This window comes from Streptomyces sp. NPDC101132 (genome assembly GCF_044759225.1).
Taxonomy (GTDB): domain Bacteria; phylum Actinomycetota; class Actinomycetes; order Streptomycetales; family Streptomycetaceae; genus Streptomyces.
The window spans coordinates 483,350-508,473 of record NZ_JBIVYX010000001.1; the positions used below are offsets into that span (position 1 = coordinate 483,350).

A 25,124-nucleotide genomic window follows, 5' to 3' on the forward strand; every position below is an offset into this window, starting at 1 on the left:
CTATTTCATGTTCCCGAAGGGCACCGGATGGCCGTTTACCGACTGCCTGCCCAGATTATACAAGCCGCCCGGCATCAACTCATTGACAACAGTGGCATTATAAATCAGCTTGGACTGAACCCCGTTACGCCAAACGGTCGCGTCGATAGCGTACTCGTATGGGACGGTCCTAGGGCCTGAATACATCGGCGTTACCGAATACTTAACGACGTTATTCGCCTGAACTTCGCTCTTCACAAGCTTCTCATAGTGACGCATGTTCTCTTCGATCCGGTGCACGTCTCGGGTGTAGTAATTTGCCGGTCGAGCGCACGCCGAAAGGTTTTCCGGCTTCGTGCCGGAACCTCCCAATGTGTTGGCGAGCAGGTGACAGGCATTGATTGTCCTCGTCGGGTTAAACCCGAACGCTTCGACGAATCCTTGGGCCCATTGGTAGCCCTTCGTCCTGCTCGGGTCGGCTGCCGTTCCGCCTATGATCTCCCGCTTGTCAAGACACGCCGTGATACCCGTTGCACGATTTCCATTCGAGGCGTCCACATTGCCGTAGTCCTTCCATCCCTGCCCGTTGACACGGCAGTCGCCTGAATCGTCCGGCCCAGTGCCCGAACCGGGGTTGGAGCCAGGTGCGCTGTATGGGCTGGGCAACTGGTTCGGGGTGTAGCCGTTGGAGTTCCCCGTAACCATGTTCAGGATGCTCAGAGATCCGACGATCATGTCCCAGCCCTTGGTGGGATCCCAGACGCCGCGCCTCGGGTCCCAGTCGGGCTTGGGGACCGGGCGGGTCGGGGCGGGTGCCGGGTTCGGGCCGTTGTTGGGGTTCTGGTCGATGGGGGGTGCGGGCGGGGCTATGGGGCCGCCTCCGCCGCCTCCCTCGTTACCGCCGCCGCCCCCGCCATGGCCGCTCGGGCTCGGGCCAGATCCCGGACCGGCGCTAGGCCAGGGGCGGTACCCGCCGCCGCATTGTGCGGCCCAGCCGTGCGTATCGCAGAAGAGGTTGCGTGCGGAGTCGGGTCGGGTCGTATGGATGGCGTGGCAAAGCGCGTTGCCTATACGGCTGCACCACACTCCGCCAACAGGCGTGGCATTGATGACGATTCCAGCGACGGTGCCGAGGACACCGCCGAGCAGTCGACCGCCGAATCTCAGGCTGGGGCCGACCCACCCAGGGACGCGCCAGCCCGGAGCCGGCGGGGGAGTGACGGGCCGCCAGGTGATGTTCACGGGCCTGGAGGGCGCAAGGGTACGTCCGCCGTTGCCGGAGTCGAGGTAGTGGCCGGTCGGGTCGGTTCCGTTGAGGGGGGAGCCGGCGCCGTAGGCGTAGCGGTTGGCGTTGAGGGACGAGCCCGTCGGGTCGAGCTGCCAGGTGTCGCGGGAGGTGAAGCTGCCGATTCCGGGCTGGTACCAACGGGAGGCCATGTTGACCTCGCCCGTTGAGGCGTCGGTCCAGCCGGACTGGTAGCCGAGCGAGGGGTTGGTGCCGCTGGTGGCGGTCGTCTTGCCGAAGGGGTCGTAGGCCCGGGAGGCGGAGAGCGTGGTGCCGTCGGCGGTGAGGCTGGCCGTCAGGTCGGTGTGCTGGTCGGTCACCGCCAGGCGGGCCGAGCCGGGGGTGGCGGTGGTGGCGCTGGCGAGGAGGCCCCCTTCGGGGGTGCGGGTGTAGGACGTGGTCGCGTCGGTGACCAGGTTGTTGGAGCCGCCGTCGTAGGTGAAGGCGCTGCCGTTGTGGGTCATGACGCGGTCGAGCGAGTCGTAGGTGAAGGTGCTGGTGCCGTTGGTGACGGTGCGTTCGAAGGCGTCGGAGTTGATCTGGCGCTTGTCGCCGTCGGCCTCGGTGATCGTCTTCTCGGTGCCCCGGGCGCTGTAGGCGAAGGTCTCCGTGCCCCAGGTCTCCAGCCGGTTGCGGAAGTCGTAGGTGCCGGTCGTGGTGCCCTGGCGGGTCAGGTTCCCGGCCTCGTCCCACTCGTAGGGGGTGGTCGTGGAGCCGTTGGTCCAGGTCGTCATGCGGCCGGCCAGGTCGTAGCCGTAGGTGTTGACGGCCGCCCCGGCGGTGCCGGTGGTGGTCTTCTTCGTGAGCCGGTCGGCGAGGTCGTAGTCGTAGGCCATGCCCTCGACCTCGGTGCCGGTGGCGGTGCGGGTGACGGAGTCCTTGGCCAGGCGGCCGAGGCTGTCGTACGTGTAGCTGCGCTTCGCGCCGATGGTGTAGGTGCCGCCGGTGGCGGGGCGGGCGTACTGCTCCACGGTCGGGCGGCCCGCCGCGTCGTAGTCGGTCTGCAGCTGGGTGCCGGTCAGCGGGTCGGTCGTGGTGTCGAGGCGTCCCGCCGTGTCGTAGGTGAAGGCCGTGGTGCCGGCCGCGTCGGTGCGGGTGGTCATGTTGCCGTCGGCGTCGTACGCGTACTGCGAGCGGCCGCCGGGGCCGTCGCTGCCGAGTAGCTGACCGCGGTCGTTGTAGGTGTAGGTGTTGCCGGCCAGGACGCCGTCGCCGGCGACTCCGGTGAGGCGGCCGTCCAGGTCGTAGGCCAGGGTGCGGGGTCGCGTGGCGACCGCGGTGCCGGATCCGGTCTCACCGGTGAGGCGGCCCAGGCCGTCGTAGGTGCGCTGGCGCTTGACGCCACCGGGCAGGAGCTCGGTCACGGCCTGGCCTGCCGCGTCGTAGACGACGGTCCAGGTGCGGACGTCCGGGTTCCAGTGCTGCGTGGTGGCCGGCTCGATGGTCGACTCGGGAAGACCCCAGCTGTTGAACGTGTAGTAGGTGGCCTTGCCGCGGCCGTCGGTCAGGCGCGTGCGGTGTCCCGCAGCGTCGTATCCGTACGAGGCGGTGATGGAGGCCGTGTCCGAGGTCTTCTCGGTCTGCTGGGTGATCCGTCCCAGGGCGTCGTAGGTGTAGGTGGTGGGGCCGCCCGCGGGCGGGGTGACGGAGGTGGGGTTGCCTTCGACGTCGTACTGCGTCTTGGCCGAGCGCAGGACGGTCGAGCCGGTGCCGTAGTCCGCGGTCTCGATGACGTTGTCCGCGGCGTCGTAGGTGAAGACCGTCTTGCGGTTGGTGGGGTCGATGGCCTGCGTACGGCGGCCCAGGCCGTCGTAGCTCACCTGCGTGACGGAGCTGCCCGGGGCGGTGACCTTCAGGACCTGGCCGGCCTTGTTGTACGTGGCGGTCGTGGTCAGGCCGGCGGGCGTGGTGGAGCCGGTCTGGTTGCCCGCGTCGTCCCAGGCGAAGCGCGAGGTGAGGTTCTGCTGCGTGGGGTGGCGCTCGACGGTGGTCGCCGTGAGCTGGCGGCCGAGTTCGTCGTACGTCGCCTCGCTGCGGGCACCGGTCGGGGTGGTCGCGGAGAGCTGGAGTCCGGTCGGGGTCCAGGTCCAGCGGGATATTCCGCCGCCGTTGAGCGCGGTGTTGGTGTTCAGCTGGTTGCCGCCCAGCTGTGCCGCGGCCGCGTCGGCGACCGGGTCGGTCCGCTCCTTCAGCTGACCGAGCTGGTCGTAGGCGTACGAGGTGGTGCGGTTGAGGGGGTCGGTCGTGGAGGCGACGCGGCCCAGGACGTCGTACGTCGTGGTCTGGACGGCGCTGATCGGCGTCGTCGCACCCGGGGGTGTGTAGGCGGGCAGGGTGACGGTGAGGGGCCGGCCGAGCCTGTCGACCTGGGTGCGGGTGGTGTTGCCGTTCTCGTCACGGACCTCGGTCGTGGCGCCGTAGGTGTCGTAGCCGTTGGTGACGGCCGGCTTGACGGAGGCCGGTGCGGTCCCGCTGGTCTCGACCGTGACGGTCGGGGCGGTGCGGGTGACGAGGCGGCCGAGTTCGTCGTAGCGGAAGGCCGTCGTGAAGGCCGTGGCGCTCGCCCCCGTGACGTTGCCCCGCGGGGTGACGGTGGTCAGGAGCAGGCCGCGGTCGTCGTAGGTGTTCTTGGTGGTGCGCGGGGTCGTGCCGTCGACGAGCGTGGAGGTCAGGACGTTGCCGGTCTTGTCATAGGTGGCCTGCTGGGTGCGCAGGAGGGTGCCGGCGGCCTTCTGCCGCTGCTCGGTGACGCGGTTGTCGTCGTCGTACGTGTACTCCGTGGCGCGGTTGAGGCCGCTCGGATCGAAGACGGTCTGGGTGACGCGGCTGGTGGCGTCGACGGCGTAGGTCTGGGTGCGGGTGCCGTCCCCGGTGACCTGCTTGGTGAGGTTGCCGGCGCCGTCGTACGTGTTCGTCTCGAGGACGATGTCGTGGCGGGTGCCGTCGGCCTGGGTGACCTGCTTCGCCGTGGTCGTGGCCGGCAGGCCGTCGTCGAAGTAGGTGTAGCTGGTGGTGGCGCCCATGGCGTCGGTGGTGGAGGCCAGGCGGCCGGCCGGGTCGTAGGCGTTGGACTGGAGGACCAGGTCGCGGGTCTGGCCCGACGGGTCGCCGGTCCAGTCCTTCAGGACGGTTTCCGCGGCGCGGCCCGTCGGGGTGTACGACTGGGTCGTCGCGTTGCCGAGCGCGTCGGTCGTGCGCGTGACGCGTCCGGCGGCGTCGTACTGGTACGAGGTGACGTTGCCCAGGGCGTCGGTGACGGTGTCGGCCAGGCCGTGGGAGTCGTAGTGGTACGTGGTCGTCGCCTTCGGGTCCCCTCCGGTGGTGTCCTCGGTGGACTCGGTGAGGAGGTTGCCGTCGGCGTCGAAGGTCCGGGTCAGCACGGCGGTGTGGGTGACGCCGGTGATCTCGTTCTTCACGCCCGGGCCGGCCTCGGAGGTGACCCGTGACATCGCGTCGTGCGTGTAGGTGGTGGTGATGCCGTTCGGGAAGGTGTCGGAGACCTGCTTCTCGGTCGTCTTCCGGCCCAGCGCGTCGTACGTGTAGTGCGTCACGAGGCCCGAGGGCTGGGTCACGCGGGCGACGTCGCCGTTGGCGAAGTAGCTGTACGAGGTGACGGCTCCGCCCGGAGTCTTCTGGCTGGCGACGAGGCGGGCCGGCACGGTGCCCCCGTCGACCGCGGTCTCGCTGCCCGTGGTGTACGTGGTCGTGCTCTGCCGGCCGTCGGCCAGCGTGACGGCGAAGGGCAGGGCGTGGGAGGTGTAGCTCGTGGTGGTCTTGTACCGGTCGTCGTCGGGGCCTGCGGAGCGGGCGTCCCGGACGGCGGTCGGCTTGCCGTTGCGCAGGTCCAGCGGGTCGGCGGCGTTGAAGTAGTGGTCGGTGTAGGTCGTCCAGCAGGAGTCGCTGTCCCGGCAGGTCGTCCTGGAGACGGTGTTGCCCTGCGCGTCGTGGCCCGTGACGGTCGAGTGGCCGTTGGGGTCGGTGACGGTGTGGAGGAAGCCGCCGGTGTCGTACGTGTAGGTGGTGGTGTCGCCCTCGGCGTTGGTGTGGGCGACCTTGCGCTGGCCGCGCAGGGCGTCGTACGTCGTGCTGCTGATGCCGCCGGTGGGGGCGGTGACCGTGACCGTCGAGGCCAGGGAGGAGACGCTCGACGCGGTACGTGCCCGGTAGTGCTCGGAGATCTGGGCGCCGGTGAGGGCGTGCTGGTAGATGGCCACTTCGTCGATCTGGCCGGTGAAGTAGCTGACGTCGGCGGGGGCGGACGGCCAGGTGCGGGCGAAGCCGGCACCGATGTAGGTGCGGTTGTTGGACTGGTGGGTGATCGGCGCCTCGGTCTTCAGAGCGACCTGGGTGCCGTCGAGGTAGAGGGTCTGGATATCGCCCTTGGCGGAGATGACCGCGTGGTGCCACTCGTTGTCGGTCACGGTCTCGGTGGAGGCGTTGGTCCGGGTGACTCCGACCGAGGGGTACTCGCCATGGAGCTTCCCGTCGGCTCCGACGTAGAGGACGGGCGTCCAGGTACCGGACGTGGTCGTGGCGCCGGCGATGGAGGTGCTCTGGTCACCCACGATGACACCGGGCTTGGTGGTCCTGAACCAGACCTCCACGGCGACGTCGGTGGTGGCCTGCCCGATCCCGGGGAGCTGGACGTAGCCGTCGCCGTCGAACTGGACCGCGGTGCCGTCGCCGGTGCCGAAGGCTCCGGTCGTACCCAGGGTCGCCTGGGTGAAGGTGCCGTCGCTGCCGGTGGCCGCGACCTGGCTGTGGGCGGTGGTGCCGCTCGTCTCGTCCATGCGCCAGAAGCCCGCGGGGGCGTCGGCGGTGACGGTTCCCCGGTACTGGTCGCCGTTGCCGGCCACCAGCTGGGTGCGGGCACGGTAGTGGTTGCCGACGGCCGTTGCGGTCAGCGCCTTGTTGTAGAAGGCGGCCTCGTCCAGCTGGCCGGCGAAGTAGCGGGTGCCGGCGGCGGCCCCGTCCCAGCCGGAGCTGGCGTAGCCGGCGCCGAGGTAGGCGTGCAGCAGCGTTTCGGGCTTGACCACTCCGGCCTGGAAGCCGACCTTCCTGCCGTCCAGGTACATCGTCTGGCCGCTGCTGTTGCCGGTGAGGACGACGTGGTGCCACTCGTTGTCGGCGACGGACGCGCTGGAGACGATCGGGTTGGCGGAGGAGCCGTCCCAGAAGTGACCGCGCAGCTTGCCCGCCGAGTCGATCAGGAGGCTCGGGTTCCACTTCGTGGGCGTGGTGCCGATCTCGGTGTTCTGGAGACCGAGGAGGACCGAGCCGGGCGTGCCGGTGCGGAACCACATCTCCGCGGAGAGGGCCGTGGCACCGCTGAGGGAGTCGGAGGGGACCTCGATGGCGCCCTCGGCGCCGTCGAGGGTGACCGAGGCGTCGTCGCCGTCCATGAAGGCGCCGACGCTGCCCAGCGTCACGCCTTCACCGTAGGAGCCGTCGCCGCCGTTCTCGATCTCGTCGACCGCGGTCGCGCCGCTGCCTTCGCCCAGGCGCCAGTAGTTGACCGGGCCGCTGACGTGCATGGCGCGCGAGTACGCCGCCGAGCCGGAGCTGTAGGACGGCTCCGAGATCTTCCACGTGCCGCCGTTGGCGTCCGTGACGGTGGTGGCGCGCTCGGTGTCCGGGTCGTAGGTGACCTTGGCGCTGACCCGGCCGGAGGGGAGGGTCACCTGGGTCAGTACGGGCGCGCCGGCACGGGCGGTGTAGTGGTCCTTGACCGTGTCGGAGCCGAGGGCGCTGTGGTAGACGGCGACCTCGTCGATGGTGCCGGTGAAGTAGCGCACGCCTTCGGGGTTGGTGCCGTCCCAGCCCCAGCTGGAGTAGCCGGCGCCGAGGTACGTAAAGGTCTTCTCGTTGTGGTCCACCGCGCCGGTTCGGGTGCCGACGGCGTTGCCGTCGAGGTAGAGCACCTGGCTGGTTCCCGTGCTGGTCAGCACGGCGTGGTGCCAGGCACCGTCCGTGACGGTGCCGGTGGAGGACATGGGCGCCTGCCAGCCGTCGGCGGTCTCGAAGGCGCCGCGCAGCTTGCCGGCCGAGTCGACGGCGAGGACCGGGTCGTAGTGGTCGGGCCGGCCGTCGGTCAGCCGTCCGTCCTGGAAGCCGAGCAGGACACCGGGCTTGGTGGTCTTGAACCACAGCTCGGTGGAGAGCACGGTCGAGGACGAGAGGGAGGCCTCGGGCAGCTCGGCGTACGAGCCCGAGCCGTCGAAGTAGCCCGCCTTGTTGAACGTGCCGGTGAGGGCGCCGGTGCGGCCGAGATCGACGTCGCGGAAGTGTCCCTCGACCTGGCCGGTGCGGGAGATCGCGTCGCTCGCCGCGGTTTCGGTCTCGCTGTCGTTCAGGCGCCAGTAGGCGATGGGGGCGGCGTCGAGCACGGTGCTGCGGTAACGGGACGCGTCGGCGTACTGGTACACGGTGCACGCCGTGGCCGAGTTCGGCGGGCAGACCTTGACGAGCTTGTCCCCGGAGTAGGTATACGTCCAGGTGAGCGCGCCCGGGCCACTGGTGGAGACCGTGGCGACCTTGGTGCCGCTCCAGGTGAAGGTCAGCGACCGCTTGGAGGTCACGTCGGTCGCCGTCGCCAGGCGGCCCGAGATGTACGTGAGGGTCTGCTGGCGGCCGAAGCCGTCAACGATCCTGGTGAGCAGTCCTGCCGCGTCGAAGGTGTACATGGACGCGTTGGGAGCGCGCAGCGACCAGCCCCCTCCGGAGACGGCGGTGAGGGCCTCGACCGAACCCGCGGGTGCACTGAAGGTGCCGTCGGAGTTCCGTCCGAACCGGACCTGGCTGCCGTCGGACCGGGTGACGACGACGCTGCCGTCGTCCTCGGCGACGGCCCGCATGTCCCAGCGGGTGGCCCAGCCCGCGCCGAAGGCGTTGGTACGCCGCGGGTCCTGCGAGTTGTAGGTACGGGTCACCGACAGCTCGGGGCCGATGGTGGCGACGGCGGCGTCGGTCGCGGCGGAGGCGTAGTTGCCGCTGCGCGAGCCGAAGCTGCGTCCGGCGTCCGTACCCGTACCGCCGAGGTGGGCGGCGATGGCGGGCTGGGGCACCTGGGTGGTGATGAAGGACGAGCCGGGGCGGACCGACTTGTCCTTGCTGTCGCTCGCGTACGAATACCACGCGTACGTCTTGGACCACTTCAGCCAGCCCTTGGGCACGGTCCAGGTCTGGGCGGTGGACGCCGTACCGAGCTGGCAGTTCTTGCGGGTGTCCTTGCCCTCGACCTCGCAGACCTCGAACTGGTACGTCAGAGCCTTGGGGTAGCGGTCGCGGTCGTTGGCCGAGGCCCAGAGCGTCGGGGTGAGCGTGTCGACCATGCTGCCGCTGGGCGGGGCCTCGCCGGTCAGCTGCGGCGGCACGTTGACCGCGTCGACCTTGACCGCCGAACCGGGCACACCCGCGGAGGTGAACGACGCGATGTTGTAGTCGTCCATCGTCCACACGAGCGTGTAGGTCGCGGGCGTCAGGGGTGCGATCTTCGCGTCGAGCGTCACGGACGCGCCCGGGGCGATGTCACTGGGCATGGGGGTCCAGCGAATCTTGCTCGCATCGCTGATCAGCTTGCCGGCCGCGTCGTACAGCTCGTACTTCAGCTTGACGTTGCCGTTCTTGACCCAGGTCTGCTGACCCTGGTTCGTCACGGTGATCTTGAAGGAGCCCTCGGTCGTCGCCGTCATCGGCGTGGTGAACTCGACCGGCTTGTACGTCGCGCCGTACTTGGTCCACGTGACGTCGAGGGAAGGCTTGCCGTTGGGGTAGTCGTCCGAGCCGAAGTGCTTCCACGCGTTCGAATCGGTCGTGGACGCCTTCACCGCCAGGCCGTAGTTCGGCTTGCGGCCGTGCGTCCAGTCGTTCACCAGCTGACGGCCGGACGGGCCCAGCGGGATCGACTCCCAGTTCGCGCCGCCGCAGGGGTAGGCCTCCTGGCCCGCGGGGCGCCAGCCGTGGGTGAAGGACTTCGATCCCAGCGCCGAGCCGGTGGCGGGGCCCGGGTAGGTCGACGTCGTGGACTCCGACCAGTTCGAGGTGATGGCGTGGACGGTCACCGGGCGCGCGGTGCACGAGTAGGACCAGGTGTTGTACAGCGCGAGGCTGGCGTTGACGACCCAGGCGTTCTTGAGGGAGCTCTCGACTCCCGCGAAGCGCAGGAAGCCCGCCGTCTTGTGGCCTCCCCCGTCGTAGGTGCCGACCTTGATGTTCGTGTCGCTCGCGAAGTTCTGGTTGTACGGGTACTCCACGAAGGTGCCCGAGGAGGCGGCCGTGGGCGTGACGGACGTGACGGTCGGATCGACCTTTACGGGAAAGACGCGCTCGGGGTCCTGCAGCCACGTGGTGTCGAGGGACACCTTCAGCGCCGGCGAGCCGCCGACCTCGACGAGCTCGTAGGAGACGCCGCTGGATATCTCGCCCTGGTTCGAGTTGGGCGCGAGGTTGGAGTCCTCCATCCAGCCGGCCGGGATGCGCGCCCGGGTGGCGCCGGAGGCGTCTTCGAGGAGCACCGCGCCGGTGGTGTCGATCCGCGGGGTCAGCCCCTGCAGGTGGAGGGGGAACAGCCACTCGGTCGGCGCGTCCGGGGTGTTGAGGACCAGGAGTTCCTTCACCGACGTGCCGCCCGCGATGAACTTCATGTCGGCGGACGGACGCACGGCCCGGTAGGTGACCGTGCTCTCGTCGGCCTCGCCGGGCGCGTGCGCGGCGTCGTGCACGGCGAAGCCGACCGACAGGCCCTGGCCGACCTTCATCGAGACCAGCGGCGCCCCGTCCGCGTGGCCGGCGAACGAGGTCTGAGCGTCACCGGAGGTGATCGTCCAGCCTTCGTCGGCCGGCGAGACGGCACGGCCGAGCGCACCGGCGCCCGTCACCTTCTTGAGCCGGGTGTCGATCTGCTGCCATTTTCCAGCGGCGTCCTTGTAGTTCACCGGCTCATCGAAATAGCGCGTGGTGAAAGTGCCGTCCGAATTGAGATACGTACGGGCTTCCCGAGCGCGCTTTTCCGGGATTTCCCGGCTGCTCTTCGAATCGAATCCCCTGGGCTGCACAGAAGGAGCCGAAACGGATTCCATCCTGCCTGTGGGGAGGTTCTCCTCGGCGCCACCGAAGCGCAGCGGAGACATACCCGCGTCGACGGGCAGTTCGTCCCGGCCCGCCCGGTGACCGTCCCGGCCGCCACCGGCCGCAGCTTCCGTAGCTGCGGAAACAGCATCGTGGCTCCGCCCATCGGCCGAGCCCCAGCGCTGGTCCGGAAGCACACCCGCGGCGCTCGCGGGCCGCTGAGCCGCATAGGCGGCCATGCCGCTTTCCGCACCGCACAACGCGGTCAGCGCAAAGGCAACGAAAACAGAAACGGGCCGCACGGCACGCACGAAGGGTCCCCCCACAAGATCACATGGAACGGCGCATTCCTATGCGCTGCCACGGGCCCACCGCAAGAGCATCCAAGGACGCCAAGATCGAAAGTGCCGGAGATCACATCCACGAAATCGCTGAAATGCGCTCAAATATGTTTCGGGAAAGGGAGAGCCGCTCGACGCAGGACCGGCCGCGTCACAGCACCCGCAGGCTTCACCGCGTCGCACCTCGGGCAGTCTGCGGCTTCGGGCTGTCGGACGCAGTCGCCGATGGCAGAGTCTGAGCACATGCCCTTCCTCAACTGCGACGCCGTCCGATGGATCGGCGACGAGCCTTTCCCCGGCCTGATCGAGGTCCGCATCACCGACGTTCACAACCGCCAGTGGAGCGTCATCGACAAGGCCGCCGTCTTCGACGACGCCGGCAACCTCACGCCGTCGTCGAACTACCCCGTCAGGGTCAAGGTCCTCTGCGAGATCCTCGATGGCGCCCCCGGTTCCGCTCCTGGGACCGTGACCGTCTCCATCACCCCATGGGGCCTGGAGTCTGTCGAGGGCCAGGTCGAGTTCCAGGTGCACTCTGATGAACTGACCACCAGCTGAGGTGCCGGACCACCGGCCCCAGCTCTGCCCTCCGCAGACCGTTCAAGCGGGAACGAACACGGCGCGCACTTGGTCGCTGCCCGTTGGAGAAATGGGAAGATCACGTCTTGCTCACACGTGATCATCAGCTCTGGCCTGGGGGTCAGGGACCTCATAGGGTCTGGCGAGGCATCGGCTGTCTTCGGTGCTGGGGGTTCTGCACTGAACCCAGCCCCTGCCACCCCCGGCCCACACAAGCCCGGGGCGCACCCCCCGTTGATGGAGCCCCTGCTTTGCGTACCGCCCTTCGGCGTGCGGCGGCGATCGCCACCGCTGCCGCCTTCACCGCTGCCCCCTTGGCGTTCACCCCTACAGCGCTGGCAGCCGAGGAACCACTCGTCCTGACTGCCGAGGACGCGGTGGCCGCGCCCGACAGTTCCTGGTTGGCCGAGCCCGAGCAGGTGTCCGGCCTCAACCGCAGCGGCCACATGGTCTTCGCACTGTCCACCACAGCCCTGAACGGAACGGTTGCGGAGGCGGACGCGGACCTGCCGGACGCGTTCGACCTGCATTACAACGACTGCACCACCCCGGCTGGTACCCACGGCGTGTACGTCTGCGAGCGCGGCCCGCTCCATCAGGGCTACGGCAAGCTCAGCTTCTGGATCACCAAGGCTGCCCCCGACACGACGGTCCACTGGGCGTACGCCTGGGTCCCGGCCGGCGGCGACATCGCCGAAGCGGTGCGCCACGTGCAGAAGTCCGAGACCGTGCCCGAGGACACCACCCGCGGCCACGCACTCCTCACGGTCGTCACCAAGGCCACCGCCGCCGCCCGCAACACCGTCGCCTTCGACACCCCGGCAGTCCCGGCAGGCCGCTCCGCACGCCACCGGATACGCATCCACGCCACCGACCCCGGCAAGGTGTACACCTACTTCCTGCCTGCTCCCGGGCAGCCCGCCTGGCGCGGGGACCAGGTGCTCATCACCAATATGAGCACCAGCCCTGGCATCTCGTGCACGGTCGCTTCCCGCACTGTCATGCGGGGCGGGAACAACTCCAGTGCACGGCAGCCACAGGCGACCACACCATCGAGTACACGCTGACCGCCCCGGCCGGCATGGACGCCTGGCGGCTGGACACTCACGTCATCCACGACATCTACAACTACGCCCGCTACGGCAGCGCCCTGGACCGCAAGGCCACCTTCACCGCAGGCACGGGCGCCCTGCACCTGCGCCACCAACTGCTCGCCCGGGACACTGCGGGCTACCTGTACCGCCTCAACGGCACGGGCAAGCCGGCCGCCCCCTTCTCCCCTCGCAGCCCGATCGGCCCCGGCTGGCAGGCGTACAACCAGCTGACCAAGCTCAGCCCGGTGACGGAGGACGTCGACTACGCCGACGGAGCCCCGGCGGGCGCGCTGCGAAGCCACGGCGACCTCGTCGCCCGGGATGCGAGCGGCACTCTCTGGTACTACCAGCGCCAGTTCATCTACGAACCGGCCAAGATGTACAAGGCCCGTACCAAGGTCAGCACCGGCTGGAACACGTACACGCTCCTCGCCGGGGCCGGCGACGTCAGTGGCGACAAGCTGCCCGACCTCCTCACCCGCGACGGCAGCGGCGTGCTGTGGCTGCACAAGGGCACCGGCAAGGCCACCAGCCCGTTCGCCACCCGCACCAAGGTCGGCGGCGGCTGGAACACCTACAACAAGATCCTCGGCGGCGCCGACCTCACCGGCGACCGCAAGCCCGACCTCGTCGCCCGCGACACCTCGGGCACGCTGTGGCTCGATAGGGGCACCGGCCAGAGCTCGACTCCCTTCACCACCCGCACCAAGATCGGTGGGGGATGGCAGGCGTACAACGCGCTCACCGTTGTCGGCGACGTCACCGACAACGGCAAGGCCGACCTGCTGGCCCGTGACGCCACGGGCGCCCTGTGGCTCTACAAGGGCACCGGCCTGTCCTCCGCCCCCTTCGCCACCCGAACGAAGATCAGCACCGGCTGGCAGGGCTACAACACCCTCGTGTGAACCAGGACGGGACCCGATCCGGCCGAAATCCCGGCCAGCCGGTGTACTCGTCGGTCGCAGCCTCCCTGACCGGGCGGAGCGGGCCCTATCCTCACGTCATGTCCATCGCGAGGAGAGCCCGATGAGGATGACCGGACGCGGCTGGTTATGGACCGGCGCGCTGCTCGTGGCCGTCACCGCCGCCGGGAGTGCGGCGTACGCGGCCGTCGCGACGTCGCCCGGCGAAGCGGTGGTCGTGACGGAGGACGGGAACGTCTCCGAGTCCGAGAACACAGAGCCGGCCGGCAGCACCGAGTCGTACTGGACCCCCGAGCGCGTACGCGAGGCGAACCGGAACCCGGCCGAGATGCCGAACCCGGTGGTCCCGTAGCAGAACTCACGGCCCCTCAGCCATGTCCGGGTGAGGGGCCGTGGTGCGTTCCGCGGGGAGAGGTGGGGTCAGCGGCCGGCGGTGTTGATGACGGCCTTGGCGAGGGTGGTGTGCTCGGAGGAGTACAGGCTCAGGTCCCGGTAGGCACCGCTGGTACTGACGTTGCGGTGGCTGTTCGCTCCGACGATCTGCGGGTTGGACGCGATGCCGATGACCTGCGGGCCCCCTGAGGCACCGCGGCCCATGTCGCAGGCCATCCGGAGTCGGTTGTCACGCGGATTGAAGCGGCTGGCGTCGGTGGTATTGCCGCGGCAATACATCATGTACTCGCCGGCGGCGAAGTCCCGGTCGGGGCGGTTGTAGCCGGCGTAGGGGTAGCCGGCCGCCTGCACGTTGGAGTAGTTCGGGCCACCGCCGAACCGGTAGCCGTAGGCGCCGATCTTGTCCTGGATGTTGCCGTAGGTGCGGTGGCGCCTGAGGACGATCGCCCCCAGGTCCGACCAGCGCACGTCGCCGGAGTCGATGTACTCCTGGGGCACGTAGGCTCGCACGTACTCCCACAGGCCCCACGGCCGCTGGCCGTTCTTGTACGCGGGCAGGAAGGCGAAGTTCTTCCTGAACCGCTTGTTCTTCCGGTCGTACACGCAGTGCCCCGCGGTCCAGACGGTGTTCTTGTTGTTCGACACGATGACCGCGGCCGAGCAGGCGCCCCCGGCGTACAGAAGCTTGCCGGTCACCACGTTGGGCCAGGCCGAGGAGTACTTCACCCTCTGCGAGCGGGACACCGCCGCCGATGCGGAGATCTCCCCCGAGCCGGCCTTCGGCCCGACGGCATCAGCGGCCAGCACGCTTTGCGGGGCGCCGTCCGGCCGCGGCTGCCCGCCGGCGACACTCGCGGACGCGTCGGGGAGGTCCGCCGGATGAGCCAGAGCCCGCCGGATCCGCTCGGGCGTCCACCACGCCTCCAGCCCGCCCGGCGCCTTTTCGCTGTGCGTCACCGCAACCGCGGACGACTCGCTCTGGGCTCCGGCGGCCGCCCCCGGAGCGCCCAGCAGACCCAGCCCCACCACCGCAGCCGCTAAGGCTCCTGAGACTCGGAGCCTCACGGAAAGACGTCGATACGACACGCCATGCCCCCCTTTGATCGTGTTACGTACGAGATCAGTCCTGCCGCCCCCTGGGACTGAAACACGCGTACGGGAGCGAGTGCGAGAGCCTTTTCGGACGCCGCGACCACCAGTGGTTCGGCTCCGGCGTGGCCCCGGTCGAGCAGCTCGCCGACGAGCACCCGTACGCGTGGACCAGCGTGGCAGGGGTTCCTCGTTGGGCGGCAGGCGCCAGCCGAGTGCGGGCCGTGCGGGGGCGCAAGGCTCGCCGGAGGCGACCGCGAAGCGGCTCGGCCTTGCGCCCCCGCACGGGCTGCGCTCCTCTTGGGTGCCGCCCGACGAGGAACCCCTGCCGTTCCCCCTCCTCCGCAGGGTGGCCGGGGGTGCGGGGGCGGAGCCCCCGCGCACTGACCTTCACCCGACTCACGCTGGGCGGTGATCCGGCCCCGCTCGCGCCGGCGGAGAGCACGCGATGTTGGCCACTGCGGGCCTCCTAGGCGGCGGTGCACCCCCGCGTCAGCGGGGAGCACCCGCAGGGTCGCCCCCAGGGTGGCGCCGGAGACGGTCCACCCCCGCGTGGGCGGGGAGCACCTCGTTCGGGACCTCTGAGCACGACATCGCGGCGGTCCACCCCCGCGTCGGCGGGGAGCACCTGTCGGCGCTGGCCCAGAACATGCAGAACAGCGGTCCACCCCCGCGTCGGCGGGGAGCACACGAGCCGCTCGTACGGGACCAGCGGCTTGGGCGGTCCACCCCCGCGTCGGCGGGGAGCACGCGCCCTGGTCGTTCGCGTACGCCTCACGGCGCGGTCCACCCCCGCGTCGGCGGGGAGCACTCCTGCTGATCGGTTTTCGGGGCGGGCGCCGACGGTCCACCCCCGCGTCGGCGGGGAGCACTCACGTTCGGGGACCGGGTGTGAGCCACGGTGCGGTCCACCCCCGCGTCGGCGGGGAGCACGTTCAGGTCCTCCACGGCCTTGCGGGGGAACTGTGGTCCACCCCCGCGTCGGCGGGGAGCACGGCCGGAGCCGGGGCACCCGGGTCCGCAACCGCGGTCCACCCCCGCGTCGGCGGGGAGCACTTGGTGTTCTCGTATCCGATGTAGCCGACTGCCGGTCCACCCCCGCGTCGGCGGGGAGCACCCCACGGCGCTGTGCATCGGAGGATTCGTGGCCGGTCCACCCCCGCGTCGGCGGGGAGCACGCCACCGCCACCGCAGCTGCGGTTCGGCCCGGCGGTCCACCCCCGCGTCGGCGGGGAGCACGCGTCTCCTTCCGTCTTCCCTAGGTGTTCGATCGGTCCACCCCCGCGTCGGCGGGGAGCACGAAGCCGCCGTCTACGCGTACAGCGATGCCTACGGTCCACCCCCGCGTCGGCGGGGAGCACAGCCGGCAGTCGACGCGGTACCCGGCGATGTGCGGTCCACCCCCGCGTCGGCGGGGAGCACCGCAACGGGGCCAAGTTCTCTGCCGTCGCCCGCGGTCCACCCCCGCGTCGGCGGGGAGCACATCAGGTAGCCCTCGGGCCCCGCCGGGTCGATCGGTCCACCCCCGCGTCGGCGGGGAGCACAACAGAGCGCTGTACGGGCCACCGTCATGAGCGGTCCACCCCCGCGTCGGCGGGGAGCACACGTGGTCCGCCAACTCGGGGGCAAGACCTATCGGTCCACCCCCGCGTCGGCGGGGAGCACACTTTGCGACCTGCACCGTTCTAGTCGGTTTCCAATTTCTTTACCTCACCCTGTGGGGAGGAGATCGGGTCCATGCGTGAACTCTAACTGCGTTTGGAATCATGCATGTTGGCGTCGGCTGCGTGGCACAGTGCAGGTTGGTTCGTTCCGGCGATTGAGGGGTTGTCCTGCGTGATGCCGAATCCGCGGTTGGATCCTGATCAGTCGTTGTGGGGAAAGGCCCGGGGGCTCGATGAGGCGTTGCCGCCCTATCCCTTGGTGCGGCACCTGTTGGATGCCGCGGCGGTGGCGTTGTTCCTGTGGGACGAGTACCTGTCCGAGAGCCAGCGTCGTTGCATCGCTGCGGGCCTCGGGTTGCCTGATGACCTTGGCAGGGCGCGCTTGCTGGTGGGGCTGTGTGCGGGGCTGCATGACCTCGGGAAGGTGTCGGGTTTTCAGTTCTGCAATGAGCGCGCTGCTGGGGGCTTGAGTGCTGGGCTGGTCGGTGATCAGGGGCGGATCGGGTTCGAGCGGTTTCGGCATGACGTGGCCGGGATGCGGGCCGTGCCGGCCGTCCTGGCCGTGCTGGGTGGGGAGCCGGACGGTCTGACGGAGGAGGAGCTGGAGGCGGTCAACCGGATCGCCGAGGTGGTGGGTGGCCATCACGGTTGCTTCCACCGGTTCGAGGACATATACGCGGGTCCCGCGTACCAGGACCTGCTGGGCGGGGCGACCTGGGCTGAGCAACGCCTCGCCCACGCCGCTGCGGTGTTCGATCTCCTGGGCGCTCCGCGGCTGCCTGAGGACTTCGGGGTGTCGTCGGCCGTGCTGGTGACGGGTGTGGTGATCCTGGCGGACTGGTTGGTGAGTCAGGAGAGCTACCTCGTGCGGCGGCAGCGGTCGCTTGAGCCGGGGCTGAGGCAGCATTTCGCCAGGTCGTGTCGGGACGCCGAGCAGCTGGTGAGGGAAGCGGGGCTGCTGCCCGTGGCGCTGAAGCGGAAGGGTTTCGCGGAGGCGTACGGCATCGGTGCGGGGCCGAATGCGTTGCAGGGGTCGCTGGCTTCGGGACTGGAAGAGGCGCTGTCTAGGGCGCGCCGGAGCGCGGAGTGGGGGCAGGGGGCCGGGATCGTGGTGGTGACGGCGGCTCCGGGCGATGGCAAGACGGAGGCGGCGCTGGAAGCGGAGCGGGTGTTCGCGCGGCATTTCGGCACGCGTGGTTTCGCCTTCCTGTTGCCGACGATGGCGACCAGTGACCAGATGCATGCGCGCGTGGCCGGGGTTCTGGCACGGCAGGAGGGTGCGGGGGCCGGGCTGACGTTGACGCACAGCATGGCCTGGCTGAGTGCTGCGTACGCAGAGGACGACGCTTCGGACCGGAACGGTCGTGTGCTGGTGTGTGACGGGGACGAGGAAGGTGACGGCGAGCCCGCTCGGCACCAGGCCGAGATGAGGCCGGCGCGGTGGTTGCGTGGTGCCAAGCGGCCGCTGTTGGCGCAGTACGCGGTGGGCACGATCGACCAGGCGTTGCTGGCAGTACTGCCGGTTCGGCACAACGCGCTGCGGTTGCTGGCGTTGTCAGGGAAGACGTTCATCGTGGACGAGGCGCATGCCTACGACCCGTACATGCAGGTGCTTCTTGGTCGTCTGCTCAACTGGCTGGGCGCCTTCGGGGCGCCAGTCGTGTTGCTGTCGGCGACGTTGCCGTCTTCGGTGAGTGACCAGCTGGTCAGGGAGTACCTGAAGGGCGTCCCGGCGCGGAGCGGCGAGGATCGCCGTCGACGGAAGGCGTTGGTGCAGCAGAGCTTCGGTGTGCCGTATCCGGGCTGGTTGTACGTCGATGGCTCGACCGGGGAATGCACGCAGATCGGTGAAGGGAAGCGGCAGGAGCAGGCCCGACAACGGCACATGCGGTTGAAGGTGCAGGTGGAGCCGGTGGCCACCGCGGTCGGGCGGCACGGGGAGGCGCGGCTCGCGGTGATCGAGAGGGTGCTCTCGCCGGTTCTGGAGGGCGGTGAGGGCTGCGCCCTGGTGGTGTGCAACACGGTGGCCGAGGCCCAGGAGACCTTCACGCATCTGCAGGCAGTGGCGTCCGCAGCAGGTCCCCCGGTCGACCTTCAGCTGCTGCATGCGCGTTTTCCCGGGGATGTGCGGGAGGCGCGGACCCAGGTGGTCACGTCGGGCATGGGCAGGTCGGGTCCGCGTCCCGTCCGGCGGGTGATCGTGGCGACGCAGGTGGTGGAGCAGTCGCTGGATCTCGATGCGGACGTGGTGGTCAGTGACCTGGCTCCGCTGGCGTTGTTGCTGCAGCGGGCGGGACGCTGCTGGAGGCACGAGACGTGGTGGCAGGTCCACGGCCGGCCCGGCGGGCGGGAGCGACCTGCCTGGGCGGCTGCCGAGGGGCCGCGGCTGGTGGTGCTGGACCCGGTGGCCGGAGGCGGAGCAGTTCCGAAGCGGTGGCTCGGCGTGTATCACGAGGCCCTCCTGACGGAGACGTCCGAGGTGTTGGCCGAGCGCGCGGGGAAGTGGATCGCTTTGCCCGAGGACGTGCAGGAGCTCGTCGAACGGGTCCACGGGGACCGTCCGGACAGGTTCTCCTGGGCAGATCCGGTGAAGTCGGCGGTGTGGACGGCGTACCTGGGCGAGGAGGCCGCGCAGCGGGCCGCCGGGAACTTCGCCGTCGTGCCGCCGGTCGGGAAGGTGCCCGCCCTCCATGCTCTGCATCGCGAGGGCAGCTGGGAGGAGTGGGACGCGACGACCAGGCTCGGTGCGGACTCGGTACGTTTGCTGTGCGTGTACGTCCATGAGGACGGGCGCGCGACGCTCGACGCCCAGGGTCAGGTGGCACTGCCGGCCGCGGGTACCGGGGGTCGGCCGACGGTTTCGGAGGTCCGGCAGGTGATGGGGCGCACGATTCCCGTCAGCGCCGAGTGGTTCCGCGACGCGACGGATGCCGACCTTGGCGTTCCGGCCGGCTGGGCGGAGCATCCGATGCTCGGCGAGCTGGTGGTCCTGCGGCAGCCTGTGCGCGACGGTGTGGCGGGCAGGGTGGGCATCGGTCGGCACGAGATCTGGCTGGACGACGTACTCGGCCTGTGCCGCGCGTGAGCGCGGCACAGGTGAGCGCAGGGCACCCCCACTTCGGCGGGGAGAGCGACACGGCATCGGCCGGCGGCGTGCCGTCTAGCGGAACACCCCCACGCAGGTGGGGACTGTCGGTCCTGCGTCCTTATGTGCCGGATGCCCCGGCTTGCGGGCCGGGCGGTCAGGCCAGACGACGGTGAGCTGCTGCGGCAATCAAAAGCAACACGCAGCACGCAGCTGTGACCGTGGGGTCCGGTCTGCTCTGAAGGATAACGATGATCACCGCGATGATGAGCATGCTTGTCGAGCGAGGCTTGTTGGGTTGGGTCAGTCGGGCGTCGCGTTCTCGGCTCAACTCGGGCTCCTGACGAAGGTCTGGGGGCGTCTCGTCGTTCTGCGGTCGTCGACGTTGCGATTTCACCGCAGGAGCGATGACGGCCGCAAGGCGACACGCGTGTTCTGAGATTCGGCAGGCTGCATGCCTTCTAGCTTGCCGATAGCGGCGTTCTGGCAGGTTGTGGCGGTAGGGCCGGCGGACATCGCCCGGTCTCAAGCTCCCCTGCCAGGCAATCTGACCTGCGGTTTTCCCCATTTCGGCTGTCACTGTCAGTGGTGGCTGGTTCACTGTGCGCGGATGGAATATGTGGGCCGCGCCGGGGTCGGATTGCGGTGTCGCTGTCGTGCGGTGTTGCGCGAAAGAGGGGTCATGGCCGACGGGTTCGACCTGCGGGATGAGCGGTGGATTCCGGTGCGCCTGGTGGACGGTGCCTCGTTGCGGGTGGGGTTACGGGAGCTGTTCCACCGGGCGGACGAGATCGTGGATCTGGAGCTGCCGGTGCCGCCCGCGGCGTCCGGGCTGCTGCGGATTCTGGCGGCGATGACGTCGAGGATGGCCGCTCATGACGGGGTCCGCCTGGACGACGAGGACCTCGCCGAGGACATCCACGGCTGGCTGCGGTTACGCAACCAGGTCCTGGCCGGGGGCCGCTTTGAACCGCAGCGCGTCAACGCCTACCTCGATGAGGAGGTGCCGAAGGGGCACCTGGACCTCTTCGATGCCCAGCGGCCGTTCCTTCAGGATCCGCGGCTGCGGTCGCAGTGCGTGGACGGCCAGGGCCGGCCCAACCCGTCGGGCGTGAACAAGCTGGTCCTGGGCCGGCCGACGGGGGTCAACGGTGCGGTGCTGTTCGGGCACTTCAACGATGCCGATCCGGTTCCCGTACCGGCTGCGGAGGCGGCCTGGCATGTGATCGCCCAGCTGTACTACGGGCCCTCCGGGCAGTGCACGCCCCGCAGGATCACCACCGTCAAACCCGGCAACGGGGATGCCGGCCCCCTGCGTAAGACCGTGTCGTACCACCCGTGGGCGGACGACCTGTTCACCACACTCGTGCTTGCGGTTCCGCAGCCGGGAGCGTGCGGCGAGGCGTCCGAAGAGGAAGAGGATGCCTGCCCGTGGGAGGCGCAGGAGCTGCCCGACCCTCTCGGTCCGCTCCCGCCGATGAGCTGGCCGGGGCGGGTGCTGACGGGCCGGGCACGGCACGCCGTACTGCTGGAGCCCTCGCCGGACGGCCGGTCCGTGACGCAGGCGTATCTGACCTGGTCGACTCACGAGCCGCCGCACGCGGTCAGGGACCCGTACGTCATCTACGACAGGCCGAAGGCTGGGGGCGAGCCCTTCGCCCGCCCGGCCGACGCGTCGCGAGCGCTGTGGCGGGACCTGGACGCGCTGCTCCTCAAGGGCGGTGGGCAGAGCCGGCGGCCGGCGGCCCTGGAGAACCTGCCCCGGACCTTGCGGACCGGGCTGCGGGTGCGGGCGTACGGCTTCGACCAGGACGGGCAGCAGCGCGACAGCTCCTGGTTCGAGGCGACCACCCCGCCGGTGCTGCAGTGGCGTGAGGACGGCCCGCAGCCCGAGGTGGCGCTGCGGGTCGGACAGTGCCGCGAGTTCGCCGAACTCGTAGGTGACCGTCTGCACTTCGCCGCGCGGCTGGCCTGGCGGCTGTCGACCGAACCCGAGGTGGATCCGGCGGCGAAGGTGAAGCTGGATCCGAAGAAGCCCGGCCCGTGGGCGCAGGCCGCCGCCGCCCGCTACTGGCCGGCCGCCGAGCGGGTCTTCTGGGATCTGCTGGCCGAGGACAGCCGTCAGGACGACCCGCGGCCGCCGTTCGTGACGGCGGCACTGGACGCCCTGGACGCCGCGATCGGCGCCACCACCGCGGACGTGCGCGTTGCCCGGGCGCGCAGCCGTGCCCGGGCGGTCCTGTACGGGCTGATGCAGCAGCCGGGCGCACGCAAGGGAGCCACCACGTTGGGAAGTGACGCATGACAACACCGGCCACGCCCGCCCTCCCCCGAGGTGCTGACGGGCATCAGCGTGCGCAGCGGTTCGTGCACGACGTCCTGGAGTTGTGCGCGGGCAGCAAGGGCGCTCAGGCGGATCTGCGCAGCGGGCTCGGTCTGCCGTACGACCGGTGCCAGCGGATGCACCGCCACCTGGTCCGCCTGACGCCCGACACCGTCCAGGGGCCGCACGCGCGCCGGCACTACTACGCGGTCGCCGCGTTGATCGCCGCCCGTTCCCGCCGTGCCCGCGACGAGGAAGCCGACCGCGCCACCGCCGGACCCCGGCCGCACAACAGCGCGCCCCAGACCGGAGCGGAGGGGCCGCCTTCGTGGTGGGAGCGCCCCAACCTGGGTGCCTCACTCGCCGAAGCGGTCAACCGCGGGCTGATCGCGGCCAGGTCGGCGGAGTCGGAGCTGCATCTGCTGGCGCGTGTCGGCAGCGACTCCGTGCACACCCGGCTGCCCGCGCTCATCGGCCAGATCACCGGCCGCGGCGTGGAGCTGGACTGGGCGGTGCTCCTGCACGACCTCGCCGGGTGGGACCACCGCCAGGACCGCATCGCGACGCGGTGGCTCGAGGCGTACTTCCGGGTGCGCGACCGGCACGAGCGGGACCCGGCGCCCACGCCCGAGACGCAGCAGCCCGGTTCCCCGGGGGCCGACCGCAACGACAGCCAAGACGAAACTCCCCAGGAGAACCAGTGACCTCCCTGTACATGGACCTCAGCGCCATCCAGTCGGTGCCCGTCTCCAACCTGAACCGGGACGACCTCGGCTCGCCCAAGAGCGTCCGCTACGGCAACGCCAACCGGATCCGCGTCTCGAGCCAGTCGTGGAAGCGCGTGATGCGCCACGGCGTCGAGCAGGACCTGGGGGAAAAGGCCGCCCGCACCCGGCTGGTGCCCGCCAAGGTCAAGGGCGCCCTCGTCGCGGCCGGCTGGCCCGAGGACCTCGCCGCGTTCGCGGGAGCCCAGGTCGTCCTGAGCGCCACGAAGAAGGGTCTGGCCACGGAGGCCGCCGGCCACACGTCCGTCCTGTTGTTCCTCTCCGAAGCGGGCATCGACGAACTCGCCCGCATCTGCACCGAACACCGCGAAGCCCTTGAGCTAGGGCTGGCCAAGGGGAAGAAGGCCGGGGCGCTGCTGCCGTCCGACAGGATCGAGGAGGTACTCAAGAGGCGCACTGCCTCGATCAGCCTGCTCGGCCGGATGCTCGCCGAGCTCCCCGGCGCGAACGTCGACGGCGCCGCCCAGGTCGCACACGCGTTCACCACCCACGCCAGTGAGCCGCAACGCGACTACTTCACGGCCGTAGACGACTGGCTCGGCGCAGCCGACACCGGCAGCGGACATCTCGACACGGCCGAGTTCAGCGCAGGTGTCTTCTACCGCTTCGCCTCGGTCAACATCACCGACCTTCTGAGCAATCTCGGCGGCGACACCAAGATGGCCCGCTCCGTCCTGTCGTCCTTCGCCGACCACTTCCTCATGTCGCTGCCGCAGGCGAAGAAGAACAGCACCGCACCGCACACGATCCCCGACCTCGCCTACCTCGCCGTGCGCACCCACCGCCCCGTCTCCCTCGCGGCCGCGTTCGAGACCCCGGTGACGGCCGACCGGGCCGGAGGCTTCTCCCGCCCCTCCCGCCAGGCCCTGGCGGACTACGCCGGCCAGGTCCACCGCCTCACCGGCAACCGCCACCGCCTCTTCCACGGCCACGCCGGAATCGACCCCGACCCCTACGACAGCCTCGGCACCGCGCACCAGTCCTACGACGAGCTGCTCTCCGCCGCGGTGGACGCAGCGCTGCCCGAGACCGGGGACGGCGGCCGGTGAGGGGCCTGCTCCTCAGGCTGGCCGGCCCCTTGCAGTCCTGGGGGGAACGCTCGGCCTTCAGCGCCGTCCGGGACACCGCGCCCTTCCCCACCCGTTCAGGCCTGACCGGTATCTTCGCCGCCGCCGAGGGCCTGCCCCGCGGCGCCTCACTCCAGGGGTACGCAGAGCTGGAGTTCACCGTCCGCATCGACCGGCCCGGAGTCCTCCTCACCGACTTCCACACCGTCGGGGGCGGCTTCCCCACCAGCCGCACCGCAGCGACCAGCGGCGGCAAGAACAAGGGCGACGCCGTCATCACCCGTCGCCACTACCTCGCCGACGCCGTGTTCGTGGTCGCCGTCACCGGCCCCGACCAGCGGATCGACGAGATCGCGGCCGCCCTGCAGCAGCCGCACTGGGCCCCCTATCTGGGCCGCCGGTCCTGCGTGCCGGACGAGCCGTTCGTCCTGCGGCCGTCCGTGGCCGACCCCGTGGCCGAGCTCCTGCACCACGTCCCCCTGTCTCTCCCCCACACCGACGAGCGACGCGGCTGGACGCGGCCGGAGGCAACCGAGACCGTGCCGATCGAGTTCCTCTGGGAACAGCCACCCCCCAAGGGCCAGGACGCGGTCCTCCTGACCAGCCACGACCACCCGGTCACGTTCGCCCCGCACCAGCGAGCCCACTCCAAGCGCCACCTCTACAGAACGGTGGAACACCTGCCGACCGCCCTGCTCCACCACGGCAACCGCACCCTGCACGAACGACTCGTCGACTACGCCACGCACCCCGCAGCAGACGCAGCACCCCGAGAGAGGACCGCATGACCGCCCACCACGCCTCCCTCGCCCGGATCCGCCTCAACCTCCGCCACCGCGGCGTCCACCGCGACCTGCGCGACGCCACCGAAATGCACCGCACCCTCATGAGGCTCGTCCCCGACGGCCTCGGCGACAGCCCTCGCCTGCGCAGCGGACTGCTCTACCGCCTCGACGTCACCGAACACGCCACCACCCTCCTCGTCCAGGCCGCCGCACCCCTGACCCCGGAGAACCTGCCCGCCGGATACGGCGAGACGGACGTCAAGGACCTCAGCCCCATGTTCGCCGCCCTCCGCCCCGGCCTCGGCGTCCGGTACCGCATCACCGTCAACCCCGCCAAACGCGAACGGCTGCCCCTCACGCAGAAGAACAAGCGAGGCAGCGTCGTGCCGCTCACCGGACCGGAAGCCGACCAATGGTGGGTCCGGCGGGCCGCCGACGCCGGCCTCCAGCTGAAGTCCCTGCTCCCCGCGCCCCAGGACCCCGCCCGACGCCACGGAAAGAACAACCCCCCGCTACGCCACAGCCTCATCCGCTACGACGGAACCGCCACCGTCACCGACGCCGAAGCCCTCTCCACCGCACTCCTGGCAGGCATCGGCCGCGGCAAGCCCTACGGCGCGGGCTTGCTCACCCTGGCCCCAGCCTCGGCGCAGTGACGACATCCAG

At 70.1% G+C, this 25,124-nt stretch carries 12 protein-coding genes and 1 CRISPR repeat array; of the genes, 10 read left to right on the plus strand and 2 right to left on the minus strand.

Annotation, left to right across the window (positions count from 1 at the left end; genetic code table 11):
• On the minus strand, positions 1-10,197 hold the full coding sequence (locus ACIQUR_RS02310) for a LamG-like jellyroll fold domain-containing protein (protein ID WP_403656910.1): 10,197 nt from the start codon (positions 10,195-10,197) through the stop codon (positions 1-3).
• 699 nt (positions 10,198-10,896) lie between these two features.
• On the opposite strand from ACIQUR_RS02310, the gene ACIQUR_RS02315 reads away from it, so the two are divergent.
• From ACIQUR_RS02315 to ACIQUR_RS02330, 4 genes are all read left to right on the plus strand, one after another.
• Positions 10,897-11,229, plus strand: coding sequence for a hypothetical protein (locus ACIQUR_RS02315; protein WP_403656912.1), 333 nt, complete (start codon positions 10,897-10,899; stop codon positions 11,227-11,229).
• Positions 11,230-11,501: 272 nt separating this feature from the next.
• Complete coding sequence (locus ACIQUR_RS02320; RefSeq protein ID WP_403656915.1) at positions 11,502-12,317, plus strand: hypothetical protein; 816 nt, start codon at positions 11,502-11,504, stop codon at positions 12,315-12,317.
• Positions 12,227-13,249: an FG-GAP repeat domain-containing protein gene (locus tag ACIQUR_RS02325; protein WP_403656918.1), complete on the plus strand. Its 1,023-nt coding sequence runs from the start codon at positions 12,227-12,229 to the stop codon at positions 13,247-13,249. The genes ACIQUR_RS02320 and ACIQUR_RS02325 overlap by 91 nt, the downstream gene beginning before the upstream one ends.
• Before the next feature lie 121 nt (positions 13,250-13,370).
• On the plus strand, positions 13,371-13,619 hold the full coding sequence (locus tag ACIQUR_RS02330) for a hypothetical protein (RefSeq protein WP_403656921.1): 249 nt from the start codon (positions 13,371-13,373) through the stop codon (positions 13,617-13,619).
• Between the two features lie 68 nt (positions 13,620-13,687).
• Here ACIQUR_RS02330 and ACIQUR_RS02335 read toward each other — a convergent pair whose 3' ends face one another.
• Positions 13,688-14,689 carry a trypsin-like serine peptidase gene (locus tag ACIQUR_RS02335; RefSeq protein WP_403656924.1) on the minus strand — a complete coding sequence of 334 codons (1,002 nt, stop codon included), beginning with the start codon at positions 14,687-14,689 and terminating at the stop codon, positions 13,688-13,690.
• A gap of 476 nt (positions 14,690-15,165) precedes the next feature.
• A CRISPR array of direct repeats spans positions 15,166-16,414; the repeat unit is 29 nt; unit sequence CGGTCCACCCCCGCGTCGGCGGGGAGCAC.
• A 174-nt stretch (positions 16,415-16,588) separates the two neighbouring features.
• Between ACIQUR_RS02335 and cas3 the strand changes: the two genes are divergently transcribed.
• The 6 genes from cas3 to ACIQUR_RS02365 all read left to right on the plus strand — a co-directional run bounded on the left by cas3 (position 16,589) and on the right by ACIQUR_RS02365 (position 25,114).
• On the plus strand, positions 16,589-19,498 hold the full coding sequence (gene cas3 / locus ACIQUR_RS02340) for a CRISPR-associated helicase Cas3' (RefSeq protein WP_403657957.1): 2,910 nt from the start codon (positions 16,589-16,591) through the stop codon (positions 19,496-19,498).
• Positions 19,499-20,180: 682 nt separating this feature from the next.
• Complete coding sequence (gene casA, locus ACIQUR_RS02345) at positions 20,181-21,803, plus strand: type I-E CRISPR-associated protein Cse1/CasA (RefSeq protein ID WP_403656927.1); 1,623 nt, start codon at positions 20,181-20,183, stop codon at positions 21,801-21,803.
• Positions 21,804-21,865: 62 nt separating this feature from the next.
• A complete protein-coding gene (locus ACIQUR_RS02350; RefSeq protein ID WP_403656930.1) occupies positions 21,866-22,525 on the plus strand; it encodes a type I-E CRISPR-associated protein Cse2/CasB in 660 nt (219 codons plus the stop codon).
• Between the two features lie 11 nt (positions 22,526-22,536).
• The gene (gene cas7e, locus ACIQUR_RS02355; protein ID WP_403657959.1) at positions 22,537-23,655 is read left to right on the plus strand and encodes a type I-E CRISPR-associated protein Cas7/Cse4/CasC; all 1,119 of its coding nucleotides are present in this window, start codon (positions 22,537-22,539) and stop codon (positions 23,653-23,655) included.
• Positions 23,652-24,461, plus strand: coding sequence for a type I-E CRISPR-associated protein Cas5/CasD (cas5e, locus tag ACIQUR_RS02360; RefSeq protein ID WP_403656933.1), 810 nt, complete (start codon positions 23,652-23,654; stop codon positions 24,459-24,461). Before cas7e ends, cas5e begins: the two co-directional genes overlap by 4 nt.
• Positions 24,458-25,114: a type I-E CRISPR-associated protein Cas6/Cse3/CasE gene (locus ACIQUR_RS02365; protein WP_403656936.1), complete on the plus strand. Its 657-nt coding sequence runs from the start codon at positions 24,458-24,460 to the stop codon at positions 25,112-25,114. Before cas5e ends, ACIQUR_RS02365 begins: the two co-directional genes overlap by 4 nt.
• Positions 25,115-25,124: the final 10 nt, after the last annotated feature.